Annotated in this window: 20 protein-coding genes and 1 tRNA gene; 14 read left to right on the top strand and 7 right to left on the bottom strand. The window is 49.1% G+C overall.

Features of this window, described 5'->3' with window-relative positions; translation table 11 throughout:
• Positions 1–21: 21 nt before the first annotated feature.
• A tRNA-Pro gene (locus KDW_RS09530) sits at positions 22–98 on the bottom strand.
• A 686-nt stretch (positions 99–784) separates the two neighbouring features.
• Complete coding sequence (locus KDW_RS09525; RefSeq protein WP_151755736.1) at positions 785–2,044, bottom strand: NAD(P)/FAD-dependent oxidoreductase; 1,260 nt, start codon at positions 2,042–2,044, stop codon at positions 785–787.
• A gap of 208 nt (positions 2,045–2,252) precedes the next feature.
• On the opposite strand from KDW_RS09525, the gene KDW_RS09520 reads away from it, so the two are divergent.
• Positions 2,253–3,104, top strand: a complete 852-nt coding sequence (locus KDW_RS09520) for a putative RNA methyltransferase (protein WP_151755735.1) — start codon at positions 2,253–2,255, stop codon at positions 3,102–3,104.
• 48 nt (positions 3,105–3,152) lie between these two features.
• Entirely contained in the window at positions 3,153–4,334 is a 1,182-nt protein-coding gene (locus KDW_RS09515; RefSeq protein WP_151755734.1) for a pentapeptide repeat-containing protein, read from the top strand.
• A 94-nt stretch (positions 4,335–4,428) separates the two neighbouring features.
• Here KDW_RS09515 and KDW_RS09510 read toward each other — a convergent pair whose 3' ends face one another.
• The gene (locus tag KDW_RS09510) at positions 4,429–5,529 is read right to left on the bottom strand and encodes an aminopeptidase (protein WP_151755733.1); all 1,101 of its coding nucleotides are present in this window, start codon (positions 5,527–5,529) and stop codon (positions 4,429–4,431) included.
• Between the two features lie 491 nt (positions 5,530–6,020).
• On the opposite strand from KDW_RS09510, the gene KDW_RS09505 reads away from it, so the two are divergent.
• Entirely contained in the window at positions 6,021–7,088 is a 1,068-nt protein-coding gene (locus KDW_RS09505; protein ID WP_151755732.1) for an ROK family protein, read from the top strand.
• 71 nt (positions 7,089–7,159) lie between these two features.
• Positions 7,160–8,359: a protein kinase domain-containing protein gene (locus tag KDW_RS09500; protein WP_151755731.1), complete on the top strand. Its 1,200-nt coding sequence runs from the start codon at positions 7,160–7,162 to the stop codon at positions 8,357–8,359.
• 83 nt (positions 8,360–8,442) lie between these two features.
• On the opposite strand, the gene KDW_RS09495 is transcribed toward KDW_RS09500, so the two are convergent.
• A complete protein-coding gene (locus KDW_RS09495; protein WP_151755730.1) occupies positions 8,443–9,348 on the bottom strand; it encodes an isoaspartyl peptidase/L-asparaginase family protein in 906 nt (301 codons plus the stop codon).
• A 474-nt stretch (positions 9,349–9,822) separates the two neighbouring features.
• On the opposite strand from KDW_RS09495, the gene KDW_RS09490 reads away from it, so the two are divergent.
• From KDW_RS09490 to KDW_RS09480, 3 genes are all read left to right on the top strand, one after another.
• Positions 9,823–11,013 carry a M20 family metallopeptidase gene (locus tag KDW_RS09490; RefSeq protein ID WP_151755729.1) on the top strand — a complete coding sequence of 397 codons (1,191 nt, stop codon included), beginning with the start codon at positions 9,823–9,825 and terminating at the stop codon, positions 11,011–11,013.
• 367 nt (positions 11,014–11,380) lie between these two features.
• Positions 11,381–12,211 (top strand): pyridoxal phosphate-dependent aminotransferase, encoded by an 831-nt coding sequence (locus tag KDW_RS09485; RefSeq protein ID WP_233097662.1) that lies wholly within the window; start codon positions 11,381–11,383, stop codon positions 12,209–12,211.
• 537 nt (positions 12,212–12,748) lie between these two features.
• Positions 12,749–13,402 carry a hypothetical protein gene (locus KDW_RS09480; protein WP_162005091.1) on the top strand — a complete coding sequence of 218 codons (654 nt, stop codon included), beginning with the start codon at positions 12,749–12,751 and terminating at the stop codon, positions 13,400–13,402.
• Positions 13,403–13,438: 36 nt separating this feature from the next.
• Here KDW_RS09480 and KDW_RS09475 read toward each other — a convergent pair whose 3' ends face one another.
• Complete coding sequence (locus KDW_RS09475; RefSeq protein WP_151755726.1) at positions 13,439–14,710, bottom strand: M16 family metallopeptidase; 1,272 nt, start codon at positions 14,708–14,710, stop codon at positions 13,439–13,441.
• A gap of 661 nt (positions 14,711–15,371) precedes the next feature.
• Between KDW_RS09475 and KDW_RS09470 the strand changes: the two genes are divergently transcribed.
• From KDW_RS09470 to KDW_RS09440, 7 genes are all read left to right on the top strand, one after another.
• On the top strand, positions 15,372–18,089 hold the full coding sequence (locus KDW_RS09470; protein ID WP_151755725.1) for a GAF domain-containing sensor histidine kinase: 2,718 nt from the start codon (positions 15,372–15,374) through the stop codon (positions 18,087–18,089).
• A gap of 14 nt (positions 18,090–18,103) precedes the next feature.
• Positions 18,104–18,502: a response regulator gene (locus KDW_RS09465; protein WP_151755724.1), complete on the top strand. Its 399-nt coding sequence runs from the start codon at positions 18,104–18,106 to the stop codon at positions 18,500–18,502.
• 137 nt (positions 18,503–18,639) lie between these two features.
• Entirely contained in the window at positions 18,640–19,035 is a 396-nt protein-coding gene (locus KDW_RS09460; protein ID WP_151755723.1) for a hypothetical protein, read from the top strand.
• Between the two features lie 255 nt (positions 19,036–19,290).
• Positions 19,291–20,619 carry a metallophosphoesterase family protein gene (locus KDW_RS09455; protein WP_162005090.1) on the top strand — a complete coding sequence of 443 codons (1,329 nt, stop codon included), beginning with the start codon at positions 19,291–19,293 and terminating at the stop codon, positions 20,617–20,619.
• Positions 20,620–20,860: 241 nt separating this feature from the next.
• Positions 20,861–21,367: a conjugal transfer protein TraF gene (gene traF / locus KDW_RS09450; protein WP_151755721.1), complete on the top strand. Its 507-nt coding sequence runs from the start codon at positions 20,861–20,863 to the stop codon at positions 21,365–21,367.
• Positions 21,368–21,720: 353 nt separating this feature from the next.
• Positions 21,721–22,575, top strand: coding sequence for a metallophosphoesterase (locus KDW_RS09445; protein ID WP_151755720.1), 855 nt, complete (start codon positions 21,721–21,723; stop codon positions 22,573–22,575).
• 275 nt (positions 22,576–22,850) lie between these two features.
• Positions 22,851–23,150: a hypothetical protein gene (locus KDW_RS09440; protein ID WP_151755719.1), complete on the top strand. Its 300-nt coding sequence runs from the start codon at positions 22,851–22,853 to the stop codon at positions 23,148–23,150.
• Between the two features lie 511 nt (positions 23,151–23,661).
• On the opposite strand, the gene KDW_RS31625 is transcribed toward KDW_RS09440, so the two are convergent.
• Both KDW_RS31625 and KDW_RS09430 read right to left on the bottom strand, forming a co-directional pair.
• On the bottom strand, positions 23,662–23,874 hold the full coding sequence (locus KDW_RS31625; RefSeq protein ID WP_162005089.1) for a DUF2795 domain-containing protein: 213 nt from the start codon (positions 23,872–23,874) through the stop codon (positions 23,662–23,664).
• Positions 23,875–24,588: 714 nt separating this feature from the next.
• Positions 24,589–24,810, bottom strand: coding sequence for a hypothetical protein (locus tag KDW_RS09430; RefSeq protein WP_151755717.1), 222 nt, complete (start codon positions 24,808–24,810; stop codon positions 24,589–24,591).
• Positions 24,811–24,837 lie beyond the last annotated feature (27 nt).

The following is a 24,837-nucleotide window of genomic DNA, read 5'->3' as shown; positions in this document are numbered from 1 at the left end:
AGGGAGAAGTATGTGTCATCCTGGTCGGGGTGAGAGGACTTGAACCTCCGACCTCAGCGTCCCGAACGCTGCGCGCTAGCCGACTGCGCTACACCCCGGTGACATTCATGCAATAGATTGCCGAACTTATCCGTGAGCTGAGTTCGTTCATAGTTGACAAATAGCACATTGCTGGCTATAACGACCATGAGCTTTTACTCTGCTCACGGATATTATAACACATCCCACAAAGCTTTGACAAGCCTTAAGCAGGCTTTTCCAGGGCTTTCCAATTCTTGTTGCAAGCTGGGATGCAAGGGGCTGGCCGCCCCTTGCATCCCAGCTTGCAACAAGAATTGGAAAGCCCTGGGCTTTTCAGCGAGCTTTTCGAAAAACAGCATATTTTTTTTACCCTGCTTCGAGAATGACCAAAAATCACTCTCACTTTTCGCGCCTTCGGTTCTCTGTAATTTAATGCCTGCGGCGCTCTAAAATTATGAGGTGGTGCTCTGAAAAATTATGAGGTGGTGCTCTAAAATTATGAGGTGGTGCTCTAAAATTATGAGGTGGTGCTCTGAAAAATTATGAGGTGGTGCTCTGAAAAATTATGAGGTGGTGCTCTAAAATTATGAGGCGGTGCTCTGAAAAATTATGAGGTGGTGCTCTAAAATTATGAGGCGGTGCTCTGAAAAATTATGAGGTGGTGCTCTAAAATTATGAGGTGGTGAAAATATTGCGCATCGCGCAATATTTTCACCACCTCATAAAAGAAATATGGGCACTTTAGTGCCCGCGTGTGGCGAGACTAAAGGATCTGCTGTACGAGTTTATCCGCAAGTTCCAGCGAATAATTTTGTCCACGGTCATGGGGATAAATCTGAAACATATTGGCAATCCATAGATTGGGCAGCGGTGGTTCCAGCGTAGGAATATGCTGTCTATAGTCAGTAGTAACGATTGGCTGCGCATAGGGCGCCGAAAAGATCCAACTCTCCTGTATCCAGTCCTGACTAAAGTCGGGAGCCAGTTTCTGGATAGCCGGCGTGAATTCTTTTATCAGCTCTTCTTTACTCTGCTTGAAGAGGGGATCATCCATTGGCCGATAATTGCCGAGATAGACCAGGTGCCGTCCACCATATTCTTTTGGGTCCCTGAAGTTGGTATGCTCAAAAATACCGGTAAATGGATAACCATGATCACACAGGTTAATCCAATAACTATCGGTGAGTTTACGGTCCAGGGCCAGGATCAGACAGTGGGCACCATAGGCCTGGCCCCAGTCGTACTTCTGGCGATAGTCTGCAGGCAGGGCAGGAATAAGTTTGCAACTGAGTCGGGTTGGCAGGGTAGAGATAACGCGATCGAATTTCCAACTCCCTTGATCGGTTTTGACGTTCCAGCCTTCGCCATCTTGCTCTACCGCCTCTACGGTGGTATTCAGCAGCACTTTGCCATTTCCCTGTGTGATGCGCTCTACCAGGCGCTCATAGACGAGCTGGAAGCCACCACGTACATAGCCTAGCTGTGCCGACCGATCATGGATACGCGCCCAGAACCATGGTAGCGCGATCTTATCATAAAGCTTGCCAAACTTGCCCATAAACAATGTCTCAAAGATCATCTGGTAGGGTCGCTTCCCCATCCAGCGCCGTAACCAATCGTCTGCTGTCTTTCCTTCTAACCATTCAGGATTCGCTACTTTCAGGAAAGCCAGGGTGGCACCTACGCGTAAACGCTCATAGATATTTAGCGGGGTAAACTTGAGCAGCGAAATAGGATCATCCAGTTGATGGTTTTCGCCTCCAACCAGACTTACAGTGCGCGGATGTTGCCACTCCAGGCGATCCCCCAGGCCTAACTCTTCTATGACTCGAATTGCCATTTTGTCAGAGCGGAAAATATGATGGTAAAATTTCTCTAACCAGTTATCCCCGACTTGAAATCCTGACGCCAGACCACCAGCCATTGCTTCTCGCTCAAAGACCATTACCGAATGACCAGCCTGCGTTAAGCGATATGCTGCCATCAGTCCAAGAGCACCGCCACCGAGCACCGCGTATTCCATGCTTTTTTATCCTCGTTACGCTTTTTTCTTTTGTTCTGTGAAAAATAATATAGACTGTATAGACTCACATTGTGAGCACAATGGTGTTCTGTTATCATTCTACCATAACGCTTTAATCAGGTGGATATAAATATGACTATTTGAGTAATCCGCCTGCTTGTCATATGATGTGGATAATAAGATCGAAAAGAAAAGTTGAGTGGATGATATGATGGTTTCTACGGCTGTTGAGGAGATATTGCGCTGCCCTGTGTGTAGCCTCCCGATCTCTTTTCAGCAGGGTACATGGCGTTGCGAGCAGGCGCATGCGTTCGATATGGCTAAAGAAGGTTACGTTAATCTGCTACGTAAGAAGTTGCCGGGCGATACCAGAGAGATGCTGCTGGCGCGCCGTGCTTTCTTTGATAAAGGATACTATCAGCCCCTGGCTTCTTTGCTAAATGAACTGCTGCAGGCTCACCTGGCCCCGGTTCAGGAGGGTCCTGTCCGTCTACTGGATGCTGGTTGTGGCGAGGGCTACTATCTGGGTAATCTGCAGGCGCAACTGGCTCAGCGTTTTGGGCAGGTCTATGGGCTGGGTATCGATATCTCTAAAGATGCGATTCGTATGGCGGCGAAGCGTTATCCAGACACCTTTTTTATGGTTGCCAATCTGAATGAGCCCTTGCCGCTGGCTGATCAGGCTCTTGCTGGCATGCTTAATATATTTGCTCCGCGCAATGTAGCTGAATATGCTCGTGTGCTGGCTCCTGGCGCGCCACTATTGATTATTATTCCAGGACCCAGACATATACAGGAGTTACGTCAGTCTTTACATTTACTCAATATTGAGGAAAATAAACAGCAACATGTGGTGGAGCAGTTTTCAGGCTCCTTCACATTACTGGAAACACGTGAATTGAGTTATGAGCTGGCTTTACAGCAGGCCGAGATTGCGCAGCTTGTGATGATGACGCCTAATTACTGGCATTTGTCCGAGGAGATTCGTGCCCGCATGGAGGCGCTGAACTCTTTATCTACCACGATAGATTTTATCTGTCTGGTCTTTCAACGCCTGTAATCTACCTGGTCTTTCAACGCCTATAAGTGGAAGTGTGTGAAATATCGTATGACCTTACCTGAATCGCATATGTCTTTAGATTGGCTCTTGTACTGGCAAGAGCAGCAACAAGCCTGGCGCCGTGAGCCTTTAATTAGCCAGGAACGTCAGCAATTTTTACGGGAGCGCCTCACTGTAGTACCCGATATTACTCTAGGAGCCTATCCTTTTCGTGATCAGTCTCTGACGCGGGCCGATGTAGAGTGGTTGCTGTCCAGCCATGAGGATGGACGTGGGCCGGTGGATTGGCAGGATGTGACACAGAAAGAGCGCGTTGGGCTGGATCTGCGCGGGGCACAGCTGCAGGATGTAGATTTGTGTGATCTGCCGCTGGCTCGTGTTTCTTTTGGCCTTTCCTGGACTGACTGGTTGCCGGCCAGTGTTGAAGAACGGGATATGGCCCGAGCTCATCTTGAGGGTGTCCGTTTAGATACTGCGTCTTTACAGGCCGCTGCTCTGAATGGGGCGTATCTGAATGGTGCCAGTTTGAATGGTGCATCCCTTGCTCAGGCTGAGATCGGTGGTGCTCTACTTGAGGGGGCCAGTTTGAAACAGGCATTGCTCCAGTCAGCCAATCTGATTGGTAGCCATATGAATGCGACATGTTTCAGTGGGGCTGATCTGACTGGTGCATATCTGATTGGTGCCCACTTACGGGGAGCTGATCTCAGCCATGCCACGGTTTCTGACGCTGATTTTAGTTATGTGCATTTTGAGTATGCCGATTTGAGTGCCATATATGCGGCCGAAACCAATTTTGGTGGCGCATACATGCAGGGAGCCGATCTTTCAGGCGCCTCGCTGACGGGGAGCGATATGGGTGGTGTACATCTAGAGGGAGCGACCTTGATTCGCGCACATCTGGAACTGGTGTCGCTGACCGGGCGTTATCCTGCCCACCTGGAAGGTGCAGATCTACGTGGAGCTCATCTAGAAGGCGCCAACCTTGCCCGTGTCTGTTTATATGGCGCAGATCTACGTGGTACCCATCTAGAACTGGCTGATCTGTCGGGAACTTTCCTGGCAGGCGCCAACCTCTACGGTGCACACCTGGAAGGCGCTCAACTAGCGCATACCCATCTGGGGGCAGTGGATGTAGATGAAGATGATCTGGCACAGTTACATAACTGGCTGCCAGAGTTTCCTGCCCAACTCCCACCTGCAATCCTTGATCGAACCGTAATAGCGTAAACCTCTTCGTCAATGCCTGGCTAACACTGCAAGCTAGCTTTTTAAAATGATGTTGGGAGACGGTCCAGCCGTCTCCCAACATGTAGGCATGAAGTTAGATAATAAACTTTCCATTTTCATAACACAGCTCACCATCAGCATAAACTTTTCCTTCATGCAGATCACAAACCATGTCCCAGTGCAGTCCAGAATCATTGGTCGAGCCTGTTTCGGGAAAACCAGCGCCCAGAGCCATATGCATGGTACCACCGATCTTTTCGTCGAAAAGAATCTCCTTGGTGAAACGTTTCACATTATAGTTGAGGCCAAATGCTACCTCGCCAAGGTAGCGGGAGCCGGCATCCATATTGAGCATCGCATTGAGGAAATCTTCACCACGATCGGCACTGCTCTCGACAACTTTGCCATCTTTGAAGACCAGGCGTACATTTTCTACTTCGTTCCCATTGTATACGGCAGGATAGCTGAAGTTGACATAGCCATTAGCCGAGTCCTCAATCGGACCCGTGAAGACTTCACCATCCGGGAAGTTTTTGTCACCGGAACAACTGATCCATTTGCGTCCACCAACATGGTAGGTAATATCGGTTCCAGGGGCAACGATGTGGATTTCATGATGTTTATCCAGATAGTCTGCAATGCGCTGTTGTTCTTGCTGGACTTTTTCCCAGGCCGCCACGGGATCTTCCTGATCAAGGTAGCCTGCACTAAAGACAAAGTCTTCGTATTCACTTAGTGACATACCTGCGTCCATGGCATGAGCTTGCGTCGGATAAAGCGTGAGCGACCAACGGAGTTCGTTACTGGCTGAGCGTTCCATAAAGCGCTTTGAGATGCCCGCCTGGGCTGCGCTATGTGCTGCCTGTTTCTTGGGATCGGTGCCACTGAGTGCTTTAGTGTTTTCGTCTGCGATGATCATGAGTTGCGTATCGTAATGATTGATTTGAAATTCGGCGAAGGGTGATACATATTGTAACTGCTCTTCATTGGCCTCATTGAAGAAAATCTCTTTTGTACCTTCAATTGAAATAAGGGTAGTGACGTGGGCACCGGCACGTAGTGCTTCACGATAAATTTCTTTAATCAGTGGTGCGGCGACCGCTGGCCCCTTCAATAAGAATGTTTCTCCAGGTTGGATTGCAAGTGAATAGTTTACCAGTACTTTTGCCAGTTTCTCTAAGCGTAGATCTGCCATGAGTTTGGCCCTTTCTATCCCCATTGATATGTTATGTGTAGAATTTCTTACCGGGATATGTAATGATTTTTTAGTTAATTAGTGAGATGGCTGCTCTCAAATGGGTTATGGGGAATAACGGTAGTGATCAATTTGAGCTAAACCGGGTTGTATTGGCGTGGTTTGCTATCTCTAACGTCAACTATACGCCAGGGATCAATGAATGTAAATACTCAGCTTTAGTAAAAAGGTGCCCGGATTGGTAAAAACTGGGACTAGCATCCTAGCGAGCTTTGCGTTACTAATTCTGTATGATATACTAAACCCGTTGTCCCAGTAATGCTCAATCCTTAGTATGGGATCATCTACATTCTGACTACCCCGGCTGGATATCTCAGGATATTTGATAGGCCAGCTTGTATGGGATCATGATCTTGTTTTTTGCCTCAATGGCAGCAAATTTAGCTATCTGATCATGCGTTTCTGGTTCAGAGTTGAAGGGAGAGCGAGCCGTGACTACACAGCCTACTTCAGATTTACCCACGGGGAATGAAGGTACTTCAGGTCTACATAATGTGCCACGGAGCAGTGGTAATTTGTTAGCTACGCAAGGATATGTTGTTGGCATTGAAATGAGTGGTAGCGGCGCCCGCCAATCGGTGGCGCTCGCAGATCTGAACGGCAAGATTTTGCATCGCATTCGTCGTCCTCTGGAGTATGTTCCCGACACTCAATCTGTTCTGGCACTGCTGGATACGATGATTGCCGAGGTGACTCAGCAGGATCGACTACGTAATGGCCGGATTTTGCGCGTTGGGGTGGCGGTCGGTGGTCTGGTCGATGCGAAATCTGGTATTGTGAAGCGGCTCCATCATGCTCATGGCTGGGATAATTTTCCGTTACAGGATTATTTTGCTGAAAAGTTAGGCGTGCCGTGTATTATTGATAATAATGCAAATGCGGCCGCTCTGGGCGAGGTCGTACATGGCGTCGCTCAGAAGGAACGCGTGGCTTTATATGTTGGCCTGGGGCGCGGTATCGGTGGTGGATTGGCAGTGAATGGGCGCGTCTATCATGGCACAACAGGGACAGCCGGTGAAATTGGCCACTTCTTTGTGAAAGAGAATGGACCACTTTGCTCCTGTGGCGGATACGGACATTTAGAAGCGATCGCGTCAGCACAGGCAATTGTTCGCACCATGATTGGCCTCTCTATAGAATATCCTGAGACCGAGGCGGCAATCCAACGGGTGACTGATGGTCGCGCTGAACGTATTACAGTTGAGCAAATCTTTTGTTTAGCTGCGGAAGGCGATCAGATTGCTCAGCGGGTGGTGCAAGATGTACTTACCTATCTGGGTATTGCGCTGACTAACATTGTACATCTGGTGAATCCCGGGATGATTATTTTGGGTGGACCTGGTGCCAGTGCTGGTGAGTTGTTGATCGCACCTTTGCGGGAACGGATTCAGGAATTATGTCTTCCTGAGGCAAGGCAGTCTTTACGAGTCGTCCAGAGCGGCCTTGGTTCGGAGGCTAATCTTGTCGGCGCAGTTACATTAGCGTTACAAGACCTATAATGCTTATGACATTCAGAGGGGCGACGGTGTGCTTCGTGCTTGAGCACTCATCTGGATGCAAGGAAGTATAAGTGCGTAATCTTGAGAGGCTTACAGTGGAAACAGGCCGGGTCATTCAACGACGCTACCTGCTACAGCGTTTGGTACAGCAGGGGCAAACCTGTGCTGTCTATCAGGGGTTCGACCAGGTATTGCAACGTACTGTCGCGATAAAAGCGGCGGCAGTCGAGCACATTCCAGCATATCGCGCTGCGATTCGTGCTACCGCTCAATTTGCACATCCTAATATTATTGGCATCTATGATCTCATTGTGGAACCAGATGCTTTATATATTGTGCAGGAATATGTGGATGGCGATGATTTTGGCACGTTGCTGCAGTCGCAACTCTCCCCTTATCACGTGGTTGATTTAGGCGTTCAGGTCTGCCAGGCTTTAATGTATGCCAGCACTCCTGTCCGTAAGGTATCCCATGGTGATTTGACTCCATCTGCAATTATCCGTGATCGACGGGGTCTGGTTCGCATTAATAATTTTGCGCTCCCCGGGGATGCGGCCTATTTTTCTGCCTGGAATGTTATTGGGGCTACCGGTGGACCGGTTTTTTCCGATCCTGATTTGCCGGCAGGCCAGATGAGCGATAGTCGCCGCGCGGATGATACGCGAGCGGTAGGACTCTTGCTCTATCAGTTGCTGGCGGGGCGTACTCCCGATGCTCGCATGGTAGAGCCGTCGGCTGATGGTCGCCTGCGCTTTATGCGTAATGCTCCTGCTGAGGTCTGTGAGCTTGTTGCGCGCACTGTTATTCGGCAGCATCCTCAATATATTGCTACCCCTGAGGCTCTGCATGCGGAACTTAAAGTGCTGGCTGAGGCGTTAGAGCCACCGCCCCCACCAATTTCTGGCCAACTGGCACCTGCATATCAAGCGGTGGAGGATCCCATGGCAAGGGCGCCGCAGGCACAGTTTGCTCCTGCTCGCTCAGGTAGCTTGTTAAGCCAGCCACTAGGATCTGGTGTGCGTTCAGCGGATGGCGAATATGCAGCCCGCTCGGATACAAATGGGCGTATGATGACTTTAGATGCGAGTAATGCTTCAACTGCCTTTGATGCTTCGATGAGTGCCAAATTGGCGGCCGCTCGTCAGGCGGCTTATGCTCCTGAGGTTCCTGTTAAACGTGTGAATATGCCCCTGGTGATTTTATTTGGTCTGGTTCTTTTTGCTTTATTCTTTGGAATCGGCTATTATCTTTCAACTATCTTGATTCATTAGATCACCAACTATAAAAAGCCTCGTGAGAAAATCTTCTCACGAGGCTTTTTATAGTTGGTTGCACTTGTTTGTGCTACCCGTTGCTAAAAAATATCTGCACTTGGTTCTGCCATCTGCTCGGTGATATAGGCATGGGCAATATGCTCACTATTGCGCGCTTTTCCCACATTCCCATTGCGATCAACGACGATTAAACCACCATCGCCTTCGGCATGTTCGGAGAGGAAGCGGATAGAGGCTTCAGCTGCTTCCTGTGCCGTGTGCCCCTGTGCTACGTTACTGGCGGTCCTCTGGGCGATCATCAGGCGCGTAAAGTCTTCACCATAGCCCGTGCATGAGATCGCGGCGTGCTCATCGGCATAGAAGCCACAACCTACCAGAGGAGAATCACCAACCCGGCCAGGATATTTGTTGAGGATGCCACCAGTTGAGGTGGCGGCGGCTAGATGTCCCTCACTGTCAATGGCTACTGCACCCACTGTACCGTGTTTTTTGGGTTTTTCGCTGGACTCTTTTGCCTCATAGGTTAATGCAGTACTGTCATGATGTTTCCAGGCATTATATTGGTGTTCGGTGAGCAGGTCTTCATAGCGGCAGAAATCGAAGCCCTGTTCTCTGGCGAAAAATTCCGCGCCTGCACCAATCAAGAACGCATGCTCGCTTTCTTGTACGCGCCGGGCTAAAGAGATGGGATTCTGAATAAACTGCACACCAGCGATGGCTCCAACTGTGAGGGTGTTGCCATCCATAATGCCGGCGTCAAGTTCAATCTTGCCTTCTTTATTCAGGCACGCTCCACGGCCAGCATTGAATTGAGGGTTATCTTCGAGCGCGCGTACCGCTGCTTCCACGGCATCCAGTGCACTGCCTCCGTTTTGGAGCATCTGCCAGCCAATGCTGGCGGCTTCCTTACAACCGGCTTTGGCACCAGCACTGCGTTCAGGACTGATATTGCCAGCTCCACCATGAACTATAATCGCAATTGACATAGAGGGTCGCCATTTCCTTTTCTTTTTTTGTGGGATGTATTGTATACCATTCAATCATAAGTACAAAATGAGCCGCAAATGGACGGCGTTCACTATTATTTTATCAGGCATACTACTCATATACTATATCACCCTGAACTTATGGCAAGTTGTTCCATTGACAAGGCTTGCTTGTGGCTGCTACCCTACGAGTGACTGTCTCTTGAACTGTAATTGTGTGAGTGATGCGGATAGTTGCGTGTGACTGGTATTCTGTCAAACTTGCCAGGAAAAGCAGGGGTGCAGGGGATGGCAATCCCCTGACTGGGCTCCAGGGCTGTGCCCTGGCTTCCCTCCCCTCTCCCGCCCGCGTAGGGGGCTTACATTTCCCATGCAGACTGACAGAACACTGGCAATCAAGATGGCTTTTTAATTGTATCGCTGTTGTATGTGGATAATGTGTCATTGGCATTTGAATGATGAAGGGATCTTTGCATGCCGAAGAACTTTTTTGTGGGGCGGGCCGAGTCGGTGCTGGAGCCTTTTCTTGCTGACCTGCAAACGATTGTGAATATTGATTCGGGTACGTATCTCAAGTCTGGTGTTGACCAGGTTGGGATCTATTTGCAGCAACGTTTTCAGCATCTGGGTTTTCAGACGTATTTTGATGAGCAGCCTGAGTATGGCAATCATCTTGTGGCGGTACATAATGGCACGAATCCACGGGGACCTCGGTTACTATTGGTTGGACACATGGATACGGTCTTTCCGGACGGTGAGGCAATGCGTCGCCCATTTTCGCGTGCCCATTTGAAGGGCGTACCCATTGCTAAGGGACCTGGTGTGCTGGATATGAAGTCTGGCCTGTTGATGGGTTTCTATGCCATTCAATTGCTGCTTGAGTCGCATCTAACAGACTACCAGACGGTGACGTTTGTGTGTAATAGTGATGAGGAGATTGGCTCTCCTTCTAGCCGTTCCTTGATTAGTAAGCTGGCGCGTGAGGCGGATGCGGTACTGGTGTTTGAGCCGGGTCGGATGCTTAATCGCGTTGTGGCGGCGCGCAAAGGGATTGCGAATTATCGGGTTGAAGTTCAGGGTCTCTCTTCGCATGCTGGCGTAGAGCCGGATAAAGGACGCAATGCGATTGTTGAGCTGGCGCATCAGGTGGTGGCCTTACAGGCTATTAATGGAACAATTCCCGGGGCCACGTTGAATGTGGGTATTATTCGTGGCGGTGAACGGACGAATATTGTTCCTGATTACGCTTATTGCGAGATCGATGTGCGGGTCAGTGATCGCGCTGGTCTGGCGGCGATTGAGGCCGCGATGCAGCAGGTGACAAAGCAACCTATACTGGATGGTACAACGATTACGCTCTCTACTGGCGTTAAGAATTCACCTTTCGAGCGAACGGAGTCCGGCCAGCGTCTGGTGCAACTGGTGCGGGAAGCCGGGACAACACTGGGGCTGGCGATTGAGGATGTTTCCAGTGGTGGGGCTTCGGATGCCAATACAACTGCTGGCCTGGGCATACCTACGCTTGATGGCCTGGGAGCCACAGGAGGACTGGCCCATAATCCCGATGAATATATTGAGATTGAGCCTTTGCCTGTGCGCATCGCGCTGATCTGCGGTTTGATACAACGGTTATGTGAATACTATCAGAGTGGACTGAGCTTATGAAATATGGCAAACCAGAACTACATGAACTTCCTGTACCCGATATTGTTTCGTTAGGTTCTTATGCGGACCAGTTGCAGCGCGAGGCCGAGGCACGCGGTGAGCTGCTTCCGGCTCCGATCCGGCTTCAGATTGGGGAGCCGGATTTTCGAACTCCTGAGCATATTCGTCTGGCGGCGATTGCAAGTATTGCCAGCGAGGTGCAGACGTATGGGCCTGCTGGTGGTTGGCCCTGGCTGCGTGAGTTGCTGGCCGAGAAAGTTAGCCGTATCAATGGCTATCACGTGGATCCAACGAATATCGCGGTTTCTATGGGGGCACAGGGGGGCTGCTCGCGACATTATTGGCCACGCTCAATCCTGGCGATGAGGTGCTTATTCCTGATCCCTGCTGGCCGATCTATCTACCACAGCTCCAGATTGCGGGCGCGATTGGTGTGCGCTATCCATTGGATCCTGACAATGACTGGTTGCCGGATCTGGGTCGGTTGGAGGAGCAGGTTACGCCGCGTACACGTATGCTGCTGATCAATACCCCGGGCAATCCTACTGGCGCGGTTTTTCCTCGTCCAATCATTGCTGGCTTGTTGGATTTTGCTCATCGCCATGATTTGTATCTGCTTTCCGATGAGTGCTATGATCAGCTGATCTTTGAGGGTGAGCATCTCAGTCCTGCTTGCCTGCTTTCCAGACAAGAGTTTGAGGATGGTCGCTTTATCGGGATCTATACCTTTTCTAAAACCTATGCTATGACTGGCTGGCGGATCGGATATGTGGTGGCTGGCACACAACTCTTAAAAACGATTGTGGATGTCCTGAATGCTAATCTGACCAATATTAGCACCCCCATTCAACGAGCGGCTCAGGCGGCGCTTACCGGACCTCAGGAATGCGTGGCGACGATGCGGGAAAGCTATCGCCGTCGGCGCGATCTGGTGCTTGAGCAACTTAAGGCTTCTGGCCGCTATAGCTATATTCCCCATGGTGCCTTTTATACCCTCATCAATGTCGCAGGCCGTAATGGTGAGTCCAGTGGAGGCCGCCAGTTTGCACTTGATCTTATTCGTGTCAGTAACGTGACCGTAACCCCGGGACAGGGCTTTGGAATGATCTCAGATGAATACGTGCGCATCTCCCTCGCCGCCTCAGAGCACGATCTACGCCTTGGCGTGCAGGCTATCTGCCAGCTCGCCGACCGCTAACCTCAACCAGCAGGAGGATCCAGCTAGCCCTCCTGCTGGTTGAGGTTAGTGTGTGTCGGCTCCTCATGCATTCAATAGCTTCTTCACCCGAGCTTATGCACCTATGGCGCCAAAATTTCCCCTTTTTATGTTGTCGTGTTAAATAATGCGCCATGGCGCATTATTTAACACGACAACATAAAAAAAATCATGGGCACTTTAGTGCCCGAGTGTGGCTGTATCCCCTGATCCCGATAGGCGTAAGCCTTAAACACTAGTAGTCTGTCAGAAATCATGTGATGGGGAGGTGGGGATGCAAGCGAGCATGCCGGGGGCATGATCAAGCGGCGAGCCCCTTGACTGGGGGATCGGGGGCTGTGCCCCCGTCATCTCCCCCCCATCCCGCCCGCGTAGCGGGCGCACAACTCATCACACGAAGTTTGACAATGTACTAGCCTGGCTACCTGTATTACTGACATATGCATCCAGATCATCTGCCTGATGAGTATAAGTAATGAGGATTATCGCACTTATCCTATTGACGAAAGGATGTTCTTTATGATCAATCCGATGGCCATACTCGAACAAGCTCAGCAACAGCCTTTACCAGAGAGATGGCGCGTATTTGATGGTAAAGGTAAACCTGTGAGCCTGGCAATTTTTTCTTGCCTGTCCACTTTTATCTTTATCGGACTATTGCAATTTGCTCTCCTTTTCTTCCTGGGACCTTTTAGCGTTTTACGCTGGTTGGTTGAAGCTCCGGGAAATATACCATCCGGTATTGAACCTGCTATCAAGTCCAGCAATTTTCATGATTTTGTGCCTTCTCTACTGCACCTGAGCATCTACTTCTGGATCTTACCTGTTCTGGGGGCGTTACTGGTTGCCTTGCTGTCATTCCGACGTGGTAACAGGGTGCGTAATTCCCTGCTGATCCTGACTCCTGAAGGTGTGCTTGAATGCATTAACCATACTTCTGAGCGTCGCAAATTTAACGTGTTAGATTTTGCTGAGGTACAGAGTCTGGCTTTGCAACTGCATGCGAATGATGACTCCCGACAGACGCGGGTCTGGTTAGATGTGCAGAAAGCTGATGGAGAGACTACGCATTGGCCAATTGATTCGCGCTATGGTTCTGTAGAGGCGATTGTGCAGCAGATTATTGAGGATCATGCATTGTTTGCGGAACGTGGACAACAGCAGACTATCTAAGCGGTAGTATCATCTGCTGTTATCCACTGGAAATGTTTAAGCAAAAAGCTCTGCTTCGCTCAAAGGTCCAAGGCTGGTGATAATCTGTTTATCACGTAAAGGAAAATGTTTGAGCGCACGCATAACATCTTCCGGAGTGATCTTCTCAATGCGTTCAATCTCTTCCTCGACACTGATCAGTCGCCCTTCGGTGACCCAGTCGTTGGCCAGGGAGCGCATGCGCGAGAAGGTAGATTCGCTGCTGAGGACGATGCCACTGATCCATTTGTCTTTGGCGCGCCGTAGCTCATCTTCAAAGACGCCGTCGTTGAGCAGGCTTTCCAGTTCCTGATTGAGCATTTTGAGGACGCGTGGAGCATTTTCTGGTGTGGAATTGGCTTCCATCAGCATAATGCCAGTCCCTTCCATTGCCCAGAGTCCAGCACTGGCAGATTCCGCGAGGCCGCGCTGATAGATGTTCCAGTAGAGACGTGAGCCGTCGCTATCACCCAGGATACTGCCACCCAGGACGGCCGCATAGTAGTCTGGATGTTTGATATCCACGGCCGGCATGGCAATGATCATGATCTGCTGCTTGAGGTTTTTGTCGACCATGATGTGATTGGCAGATTTGGCAGGCTCATAATGAGACACATCGCGTCCGCTATCTCCGGTGCGCCAGTCGCTGCAGTGCTTTTCAGCCATCTCGACAATATGGTCCCAATCAAAGTTACCGGCAACGGCCAGAATGAGGTTATTGGCGGCATAACGGCGTTTCCAGTAATCGCGCATCTGCTCAGCTTTTAGATTGCGGATGCTCTCACGGGTTCCCAATACATCGTGGCCCAGGGGATGGTCAGCGAAATAATCTTGCATCATGCGTCGGTAGGTCAGGTTATAGGGCTGATCTTCTGAACGCGCAATCTCATTGATGATAACCTCTTTCTCCATGGTAAAGTCGGTTTCATCCAGGCGGGGATACATCATATCGCTGAGCAACTCGAAGGCACGATCCAGATATTCACCCAGGACACGGGCATAGTAGACTGTCGATTCATGTGAGGTAAAGGCGTTGAGTTCAGCGCCAATTTGATTGAATGCCAGTGTGATCTCTTGCCAATCCAGGGTTTTTGTACCCTTGAAGACCATATGCTCTAAGAAGTGAGAGACGCCTGCAATACCGGGATCATACTCGTCACGGGAGCCTGTACGTACATAATAGGATACAGCCACCGATTCAAAATCAGGCATTGGCTGGCCAACAATTTGCAGGCCATTACTGAGCGTGTGGGTGCGAAACACAGTTTCATTCGCTGTGGTTTCTGACATAACTTGCTCCTCCAGTGTGCAAGGCGTTGTCTACCTGCCTACCGTGCTGTAGCAGGCATGTTATTTATCTTTACAGGCGTTGTGCTTGGTTTCCTTGTTAATAGCATCATAGCCCCACCATGGATAGCTTGTCAAATCACTTGATCAGTTAACTATATACCAGCCTGTAATATTATGTTGTTTGCTATGTCATCAGGTGATATAGTAATAAAGTGATCAATACCGTACAAGGTAAGAGCGTGTCTAAACCTCACGCTCAAAAGAAACGGCACGCAATAGATTTACGCGCCACCGGCGCTCAGTAACTTTAGTGTGTGGTGAAAAATAGTGCGCATCGCGCACTTTTTCACCACACACTAAAAAGAAATATGGGCACTTTAGTGCCCGAGTGTGGCTGGGTCATAGGAACACAATTCAAGCAAAAAAACTGCCAGCCCACCAACTTAAAAACAGCAAAACTATAATGAATAATATGCATTGATGCGTGCTGACATTATGCATCAACTTTCTATTCATACAGCCGTTCTACCTGTCATGTTGAATATGGCTAATGTGTGTGATATGCTACGCTGTAGAAAATTTACTGTAGCATCTGCTCGCTGTCAGCTAGACAACTTTTCCTTGCACTTCCAAGTGCTTTTGGCTAGAAGAGGAGTTGTGGATGTCTGCCTCTACTTGGGGAGGACCAAATTCGAGTGCCGAAGAGCATTACCCTTTATCTTTACTTCGCTTGCTCTTAAAAGAGACGATGGGCCAATTTGGTGCCCAGGGTGCCTGTATGGCATTACATGATGAGACCATCGGCCAGATGAGAGTGCAGTTGCATGTGCGCGCGACAAATGCGCAGCCTTCTTCTGAACTTCCTCTGGTTGGTTTGAATCATTCTTCTCCGCAGCAAGATACTCCAGGTCGGCGCAAAACCGTGCAGTTGGATACAGGTGAAGAAGAAACTCAACATGTTGCTTCGGTCAATGCCTCTCTTCGCTCTCGCTCTCAGGCTTTGCCTGTTGATGGAGTCATCGACATAACTCCTGAACAGTGTGATCTGTTTGCGGTCGGTTCAACCTATTCTCCAGGCCAGGATTTGATTGGGTATACATGGCATAAAAATGAGGCTTATACGATGCGCCATGAGGATTATCTGGCGCTTGTGCGTACCAATCAAACTACCGCTCTACATACAGATGTGACGCCTTCATATTATCTGACGATCCCTATCCGGGAAGCTACGCTTGTAGATGAGTCGCTGGGACACCCCCATCCTACGACTGTGCTGGGTGTGATTGTGCTGTATTATCTAGGAAATCCTACGCTTAATCTCCAGAAGGTGCGCGTTGAGGCCCCGAAATATGTGGAACGCATCGCCCTCTATCTGCAAAATGAGGCACTGCGAGCACAGAATGAGAATCTCTGTCTCAAGCAGCAGCGTACCAGTGATTATCTGCAACTCCTTCAGAGTATCAGCTCGGTTTTTCCCACTTCGGTCAAACTATCCGATCTGGTGGAGCATATTTACCAGTTTGTGGCACGGGTAGTGGATGTCTCTGGCATGTTGTTGACGATTTATGATCGTGATCTGGATCGTTTATATGATGTCTTTGCCATGCATAATGGCGTGCGCGTCAATGGTCTGGCTGAGAAGCCGGCGGTTCAACTGAAGTCCGAACGTCCGGTCTGGTGGCGTGAAACGCAACATGAGAAACGTTCGCTGCTCTTTTCTCCGGCTCGCGATTATGAGAAGACGCAGGCCTATCAAGAACTCCTGACGGGTGTCTGGGGTGATCAGCGCTATACCGCTACCTTTTTGTTGTTGCCAATGAAGATGTTTAATCGTGTCGTTGGTACTATCTGCCTGACAAGCATGCAGCCTGACGCTTATCCTCCTGAGGAGATTCAGGTGTTGGAGGCGATGGCACAAATTGTGACGGTGAGTATTGAGAATACCAAGCTCTATGAGCGTGATCGGGCTATTCTCAATGATGCTCGCCAGCGCGAGGCGCAGTTGGCGGCGATCAATAGCGCGCTCCAGTCGATTAGTTCAGTCCTGAATGTGACCGAGCTTTTAAATAGCCTGGTTGAGTCGGTGGCTTTAATTGCGAACGTTGATATGTGTGTCTTTTTTGAGCCGTCCCCTTCATCCGAAGAGTTGATTGCGCACGCGCTCTATGCTCCCTCAAGCGTCAAAATGGTGGATGATGGCAGTGGTATGCCGGTGATTACTCCTCCCAATAAAGGGGAGCCAGATAAATTCATTAATATGATTCAGTTGCCTTTTAAAGGAACTTTTCTGGAACATATGGCTGATGAAGGTTTTTTCTATCTGGATCCCCCCAAGTTGGATGAATTGGCGCGCGGAAGTAATGAAGGTGGCGTGATTTTCTTGCGTGAGATCGGCGTGGAGCATATGCTGATGGTGCCTGTTTCATATCAGGCGGTGTTTATTGGTTTCCTGGCTGTTCCGACGCCTAATGGCAATCGTTTCTTTCGTCCCAAGGACGTTGGGACGGTCCTGGCGATTTGTGCGCAGGCGGCCAGCGCGATCCGTAATGCTCATCTTTTTGAGCAGCGTGAGGAGGCCTATGCACGCCTTGAGCGTATGGATAAGCTCAAGGATGAGTTTCTGGTGACGGCTTCCCATGAGTTGCGCACACCGTTGACGGCGATCAGTGGGTATTCCAGCCAGTTAAAGCGTCAGAGTGCGCGTGCCACACCGCAAACGGTCTTGCGTTTCGCGACGAAGATTTCCGTGGCGGCCCAGCAGTTGAGTGACCTGGTTGCGAATATTACCGAGGCGGCCCAGATTGGACCCGGCGATCGTAAGATGGATATTCAGACCGAGAATGTGCAGATGCTGGCCGCGACTGAGATGGCGTTGAATATGATTACCCATCATTCTGAACACATGATTACGCTGGATATTGATCGCGATATCTGGATTAATGGTGATGCGCCACGGGTGCGGCAGGTGCTTACGAACTTGATTGAGAATGCTACTAAATATTCTCCGCCCGGCACCCAGATTCAAGTGACGGCCACGCCAATGTTACTGTCCGATACAGAGCCTCTGCTGACTGAAGATCAATTGGATCCAACGCTATTGATCGATCACGATGATATTCCGGTGGTTGTGGTGCGTGTGAAGGATCAGGGCGAGGGTATCCTGCCACAGGATCAACAAAAGATCTTTGAGAAGTTTGTGCGTGCCCCTCGTTCTTTAACGACGCCAGTTCGGGGCTCTGGCCTGGGCTTATATATCTGTCGCCGTTTTGTCGAGGCCATGGGTGGGAAACTCTGGTTAGAGCAAAGCATCGCGAATGAGGGTTCGATCTTTAGTTTTTATTTGCCACAGGTAGCTTCTCCTGTTGATACTGGGGAATAAGTAAAAAGGAAACAATGCATACACATAATTCTACACAGCGCCAACGACCTCAAAATATTCTGGTTGTGGATGATGAGGCTGTGATCCGCGATATGATGAGCGATATTCTTGATCTCGAAGGTTATCCCATCCAGGTAGCTCGTAATGGAAAAGAAGCGCTTGACATCGTATCCAGTTCCGATCCTCAGACCGGCTATTTGATTTTTCTGGATCTGATGATGCCTGTCATGGATGGCTATGAATTTTGCCGTGCTCTGAGCGCGGACCCTGTTCGTCGACAGCGTCATACTATTGTGATTATGTCGGCTCTCGATCAGTTGGCTCAGGCCCAATCTTTGCAGGTTGATCAAACTATGCCCAAACCATTTGTGGTAGATGACATTATGCGCATCATCCAGACCTACATGCCCTGAACATGTCTGCACATTCCATTGTCATCTGGCGACGTACACGCTATAGTAAGGCCAGGGAATTTCAATTTTCCCAATCAAAAAAAAGAATAGTTCGATAAGACGATTGTTCTTATCCGACAACCTGAAGGGGCAGTATTGTGGTCGACTTTATTCATCTGTTGCATAGTTATAATCTCTATCTGGTCCTTTTATCTTCCCTTGTTGCGGGCATCTGGGGTCTTATCCTTTATTTTCAGAAGAGCGATAATCTGAAGTCCTGGCGTATTGCGCTGCTGGTAGCATTTGGCTTTGGCGTGCTACAGGGCCTGTTTGGACTGATCATGGTCGCGGTGGGACTGAAACCAGGTGGGGGTGTAAAACTCTATTATTTGCACTATGTCTATGGTGGTATTGTTGCGCTTGGCATTCCCCTGGTCTGGCTGAGCTTCACTACCAATGGCAAAGACAAGCGCCGCGACCTCTTAATCTATAGCGTGGCCGCCCTTATCATCGCCATCGTCGCCGTACGCGCCTGGATGACCGGTCCCGCGTAGGTTCCGACCCTATGGTCTTTCACAAATAAAGCTGGTATAAAGAGGGGTGGTGCAGGAGGGGCGTCTAGCCCCTCCTGCCGGGGGTGTGGGGGTGTCCCCCACCAATCCCCTCCTCCCTCTCCCGCCGCAGGCGGGAATACAAGAGATATTTTGTACCTGATTAAAAAATAAAAGACCTTGCGGTCGATTGGGTCCATCATGATACCATCCGCTTTAATAATGCCGTCAATCAATTTTCAGAAATCAGGAATAGATATGCGAGCTTCTTTTATTCATGTTGCTGATACCCATCTGGGTTATGAACAGTATGGTGTACGTGAGCGTTTCAATGATTTTAGCCGGGCTTTTTGGGATGTGATTGATGCGGCTATTGAGCGTCAGGTGGATTTCCTGGTGATTGCCGGGGATCTCTTTAATAAGCGGGCTATTGATGCTTTGACGCTTATTCATGCCATTGAAGGATTGAAGAAGCTGCATGATCGCAATATTCCGGTGATTGCGATTGAGGGTAATCATGATCGGAGCTATTATCGGGATGGTATTTCCTGGCTGCAGTTTTTGTGTTATCAGGGCTATATTAAATTGCTGGCTCCGGTGATGCAGAATGGTTCACCTCAACTGACTGCCTGGGATAAAGATACGATGCTGGGTAGCTATATTGACCTGTTAGATGGGCAGTTGCGCGTCTATGGTTTGCCATGGCAAGGGGCAGCCACTTCTCGCTCTCTGGAGGGCATGACTGAAGCACTGCAGGAGGCCAGGAGCGAGGAGCAGGATCAGGGTATTGCTTATCGCTTATTGATGATGCATACCGGGGTGGATGGCATTGTGCCGCGAGTCCATGGTTTGCCTACTATGGCTCAGTTTCAGGGACTTGCGGATCAGATTAATTATCTGGCTCTGGGCCATGTGCATAAGCCTTATGAGTTTGATGGCTGGATGTATAATCCTGGTTCAACTGAAACCTGTGGCGCGGAAGAATCACAGTGGGAGGATCGTGGGTATTATTACGTCGAGATCGATACCGATGCGCCTGAGCGCATTATTGATCCTGAGCGTAAAGAACGTTTCCATCATGCGGTCCGTTTAGTGAGTCGACGACGCCCCTTCGTACGTTATGATTTACGAGTGGATGGTCTGGTAGAACCAGAGGCATTGTATAAACGTCTTGAGGATTATTGTCACCGTGAGGGTCCTGCTTATCTGGGCGTTCAACCAGTTGTGCAGATCCATCTGACCGGTACGCTGGCTTTTGATGCTGGTTCTTTAGATCTACAACGTATGGAGGACATGGTACGCCGGGCCTTTGAGCCAATCCATGTACGCGTTGATAATACAACCAATGATCAGGATTATGTGCCTGATGATGGCGATATCGATGGACGTGATCGCTCAATGTGGCATGAGTTAGAGCGACGTATCTTTGAGGAACTGGTGGGCCTCGATAGCCGCTATTTGCCCGCTAAAGAGCAGTGGAGTACCGTCTTGAGCGACCTCAAGTCTTCTGCACTGCGTAAGGATGATGTAGAGCAGATTGCTCAGTTCTTACGTGAAAAACGAGCAAGTTTACTTCCGCCTGTATAAGTTGCTACTTGTAATGGTATACGTTATGTTATTAGAAGGAATAAACCTGTACAATCCTATGTTCTCCGTGTTAAAGTGTGGTTGCTCTTGATTGTCTTGCTTGTTCCTTGTCTCGCGTCTCGTGCTTTTTAGGACTATAGATAAGCAGATAGGCTGGTTTCAATGAGGGCCAATGGCTCCAGGGATGGTTGTTTTGCATTCGCTATGATGGCGGATTCTTTCGGCGGGGAGTGTGATTGTTATGTCTGATCTGGTTTTACAACTGGCTGCTGTCGTGTTGATTGTTGTCTTTCTGGCTATCTTTGTTCTGGCGGCTCGCTCTTTCTTTGCTGAGTATCGCAGACATGCACATGTTCCGGCCCATGTTGAGGATCTTCATCCTCTCCCCGGTATTGACATATCTGCAGATGAAGATGTAGAGCAGGCAAGCATACCCACAACAACTGCCAGGGTGCGCATTCTGGCTTTTGGTAGCGAAGAAGATCGGCAATGCCGGGTGTTGCAGGCTCCTGTCTTGCGGCGTGTGGTTGAGGCCAAGGGGAATGTCGTCTCTGTGGTGAACATCGATATGCCCGCTTCGCCTGAGCTGGCTGAGCGCTATCATGTATTGACGGTTCCAACCACAGTTATGCTGGATACACATGGCAAGACCTATGCTGTGAACTATGGCTTTACCAACGCGCAGAGCTTGATCAAGCAGGTTGATGAAATTCTGGCTATGGATGGTGTACAGGAAGCTCTTTCGTAATCCTGATCTTTATGTGCACTCAGAAGCAAGCTTCCAGGCTGTTTCATGCATCTGTCTATCCATAGCAGGGCTATCTTTGTGTCTTGTTGGCCAGAAATATCTTGATTACCCAATCTTTTAAGCATAAACAAAAGGACATATTTGTCTCTTCTTTTGCCAATGATCCCCTTTGTTCTACTCCTCTCGTGTCCGTTCTAAAATTGATCCTACTACGTATGTATATATAAGATTCCTTTTATGGCATGCTATTCACGATTGCTTTTCAATAGCAATATATTTCAACTAATGCACTGTGCAACTTTTTCATTACCAATCTGGGTGGTGGATGTATAGATAGGAAGGGTGAGGATTGGATGAGGCGTCGGACATTTTTGCGCAATACACTGGCGACTGCGACTGGTACTATGGTGGTTGGTGGAGGAACGATGCTTTATGCTCGTTCCATTGAGCCGGCCTGGCTGGATATTCATTATCAACGTCTCGTACTTCCTCATCTCCATCCGGTTTTTAATGGGTATCGCATTGCTCATATCACTGACTTACATACCGATGAGACCTTTATGACGGCCGCGCGCCTGGCTGAGGTGGTACAGGTGGTGAATGAGCAGGATGCGGATCTGATCTTGATTACGGGCGATTTTGTGACGCGTTTCCTCACTAGCTCGGCGACGACTCTGGCTGAATTGCGGCATTTGCGGGCTCGGGATGGTGTGTTTGGTGTGCTGGGCAATCATGACCATTGGGCGAATCCAGAACAGATTCGTATGATCCTGGCGTTCAATAATATTCATGAACTCAATGATGCCTGGCATACGATTGATCGTGGAGGTGGAAACGCTGTTTTACAGGTGGTGGGTATGGATGATCTATGGTCCGATGATGGTCTGGGTATGACTGCCTGGACCCATGAAGGGCGCTTTGTGCGTTTGCTGAATGCGATGCCCGCACAGGGGGCGGCTCTATTGATGGTCCATGAACCTGACTTTGCTGATGTGACGGCTCACCATCGACGTATTGATCTGCAATTGTCTGGCCACTCGCATGGTGGACAGGTACGCCTGCCTTTTTATGGTTCCTTGCAACTTCCTCCTCTCGCCCATAAATATCCCGCTGGTATGTATAATGTATCAGATTGGAAATTTGCAACATTATACCAATCGAGGACTCGGGATGGTGGCGCCGCAGTTACGTCTGAATTGCCGCCCTGAGATTGCTGTATTCGAGCTCCAGGCACCTTTGAGGCGTTAAGCGGAGAGCGCCGAAGGGTGAAAAATTGCGAGCAAATTTGGTGCGCTGATCTATACTAAATGCAAGTATGGGCTCTTTTCCTATACGGCTTACTTGTACGGGTGGAATTCGGAGTGTCTTCTCTCAAGGTTTTGAAAAAGGAGAGAATAAATGCGACAGACTGTGCGTCTCACACACCCACAACACATACATTTATCCACCGGTATGTCGCTTACAGGACGCTGCATGGAACTACATGCATAGTAGTGGTTTGGCGTGTCCTCCTCTTTATGGCGTGACGGCTTCTGGTTCTTGTCTGTGTGGCCATGTACGTTGTATTCGCCCAGGACAACATATTCAGCATCAGGAAGATGTTCGACTGGCAACTAGTGATTTCACAATTGTGCGGCGTTGGTATGAGGAGGATGAACACGTTAATATTGGTATCGCGACCGAGATGGGTTGCTGGTCATTGAGATTGATCCTCTGCGTGGTGGCTCCCTTGAACATTATTCGCGACAAGCCTCTATGTCGTGTCCCTGAACTGCGATGGTAAGAACGGAGCATGGTCGCTGGCAACTTTACTTTACCTGTACCCGGACTTTAACCCTGTGTACGACCACTGATAAATTGGGGCAGGGGATTGTTACCTATGGCGAGGTAGTTATGTGGTTGCCCCTCCAGTATTCTCCCTGGAGGAATTACGACCTGGCATGATGCCCTTCCACCTGTTGCGTTTACCTGCTGTTCTGTTGCCTTTTATTCTTAGTCCCAGTTGAAGATGCTCAGCCTGGCTTAGCCAGGAACAACATACTTCATCTGCGGCCCGTGAACTTGCGCGTCTGCTTCTTGCCAGATCTGAACTCTGGCAGGCTGAGGGGAGTTAAAGCGTGCCAGAAAAAAAGGAGGAGCGAAAGGGGTTTTCGCTCTCCTTTTAACGGAAGGTTAGTAGCCTTGAGGTGGAAGATGTTGAGTGTTGCCAGGCTACACTCATCTCTATCGATCTCGCGCCCTGAACTTTAACTTTAACTTTTTTCTCTTTGCTATTCGCTATGGCAGTAGAAAAGTTAAAGTTTGAATCCTCCCAGATTACCAATTCCGCTGACGGCGCTTTTAACTTCATCAGCTGAATTGAATTTTTTATCTGGTAATTTATCCATCATGCTAATGACCTGGTCGTTCACACCACGCTGACGAGCTATCTCTACCAGTTTTGTCTTTGTCAATTGATAGGGAAGTGAATTGAGAAGCTGGTCTACTTGTCCATTACTGATATTCATGTCAGGAACCTTCTCTCTACGTTGTATGCAACTGCATACACCGCTTACTAATACTTCTGCCATCCCTGACAGTAAAAATCCTATCACCATGAGTATACGGAGTGCATCTAATGGTTGATGCAAATCAAAAAGTGGAAAAATTGCTGGCAAATTGCCTTGAAAATCTGCGAGAGAATATGTTATAATTTTATTATGTCACTACAAAGAGCCACATATTTTGCGGCTCTTTTTTTATGCCCGCTCCACAATAATATTCCCACACTCTTTCTGGATCTGTCTTTTAACGGTGCTTGCCATCTATCAACGAGATGGCAGGGATCACCTGAATGAATGATTACGAGAAGGAAGGGGTGAGTTCCGATTACATAGAGGGCTAGCTCTGACACCTGTTTGCGTGAAATCTTCTACGACCCATTTACCGTCCTGTTCTTTTACCCGTATACCGAGAGGATCCTCAATTAGCCGTAGCAGTTTGCCACCATTGTTTTGAATCACACGGACTGACGCAGGATTTTCGTTCTCGACGGTCAATGTGACAAATGGAAGACTCAACTTCCTGGCTTCTTGTAAGACCTGTGCAAGCTGGTAGGTGGCATGGCCTTGCCACGCTGTGTTGGACGAATATTATAAGCGATATGCCGGAATATTTCTCGTAAGGCGTTGTTATTGCTGGCCGGAAGCGAATTTCTCCAATGACCATCTGTTTATCTTTAACTAAGAAGTAGGTCTGCTGGGCTGGAATCCCTGCGGGAGCCAGTGCCTCGGGCCTCTTCTTTCCAATTCCTGCACAAATGCGGCAAAGTTTTCTCGTGCCAGCGCAATATTGTTGTACCCATACTCTTCACCCGTTTCTATATGCTCATCAACCATAGCAAGATATTGAGGTCCATATTCGGGGGAAGGTTTCACTAACTCTAGTGTCTCCAGATATGGCATATATATTTATCTCCTTTTATTGCTTTT

Origin of the sequence: Dictyobacter vulcani (genome assembly GCF_008974265.1) — a bacterium.
In the GTDB taxonomy this organism is placed as follows: Bacteria; Chloroflexota; Ktedonobacteria; order Ktedonobacterales; family Ktedonobacteraceae; genus Dictyobacter; species Dictyobacter vulcani.
Note: the sequence above shows the minus strand (reverse complement) of the source record. Positions and strands in the feature narration are given on the sequence as shown.